General features: G+C 57.2%; 1 protein-coding gene. It reads left to right on the plus strand.

The genetic code is table 11. The features are described 5' to 3' along the window. Positions 1-86: 86 nt before the first annotated feature. Entirely contained in the window at positions 87-1070 is a 984-nt protein-coding gene (locus tag CQW31_RS30735) for an IS5-like element IS2000 family transposase (protein WP_013973047.1), read from the plus strand. The last annotated feature ends 116 nt before the right edge of the window (positions 1071-1186 follow it).

Here is a 1186-nt window from a genome sequence, read left to right on the forward strand (position 1 = left end):
GGATTCTCCGATCAAGTCAGCACAGGCCATCTGACCTGTGCTGAAATAGCCCTCCGTCCAACTGCCTTCTACAAGTCTGCCATCCCATGAGTCAGATGAGCTTTTCCGATTTCGAGTACGCCGGCAAGCGCAAGCAAACCCGTCGCGAGCGTTTCCTGGCCGAGATGGAACAGGTGGTACCGTGGAGTGGACTGGTGGCGTTGATCGAGCCTCACTACCCAAAGGCTGGCGGTGGCCGCAAGCCTTATCCTCTGGAAACCATGCTGCGCATTCACCTGCTGCAGAATTGGTTCTCTTTGAGCGATCCCGCCATGGAAGAGGCGCTGTACGAGATCACTTCGATGCGCCAGTTCGCTCGTCTGACGCTCAGCGCTCCGATCCCCGAAGACACGACGATCATGAACTTCCGGCACCTGCTGGAGAAGCATCAGTTGGCAGCCGGCATTCTGGAAACCATCAACAATTACCTGCAAGACAAGGGCCTGTCGTTGCGCCAGGGCACCATTGTCGACGCGACCATCATCCACGCGCCCAGTTCGACCAAGAACAAGGAAGGCAAGCGCGATCCTGAAATGCATCAAACGAAGAAGGGCAACCAGTACTATTTCGGCATGAAGGCCCACATCGGCGCGGATGCTGAATCGGGTCTGGTGCATCACGTTCATGGCACCGCCGCGAACGTAGCTGACGTGACGGAGGTCGCTCAGCTATTGCATGGCGAAGAGAATGTCGTGTGTGCGGATGCGGGTTACACAGGCGTGGAAAAGCGGCCAGAACACGAGGGACGGCAGGTGATATGGCAGGTCGCTGCCCGCCGCAGCACCTACAAACACTTGAGCAAACGCAGCGTGCTCTACCAAGCCAAGCGCAAGATCGAAAAGGCCAAGGCGCAAGTGCGTGCGAAGGTGGAGCACCCGTTCCGGGTGATCAAACGCCAGTTCGGCTATGTAAAGACTCGTTTTCGCGGCTTGGCCAAGAACACGGCGCAACTGACCACGCTGTTTGCCCTGTCGAATCTGTGGATGGTGCGCCGGCAATTATTGCCTGCTGCGGGAGAGGTGCGCCCGTGAGTCCGGATAACCAAGGCTTTGCCTTGGTTATCCAATAATCAGCGACTGAAAAGCGGGCTTTTCGGCATCCCTAAGCCGCCCATTTCCGACTGATGAGCAACTTGTTCGGAGTTTCC

This window comes from Pseudomonas sp. 382, assembly GCF_002759075.1.
GTDB classification, from domain to species: domain Bacteria; phylum Pseudomonadota; class Gammaproteobacteria; order Pseudomonadales; family Pseudomonadaceae; genus Aquipseudomonas; species Aquipseudomonas vlassakiae.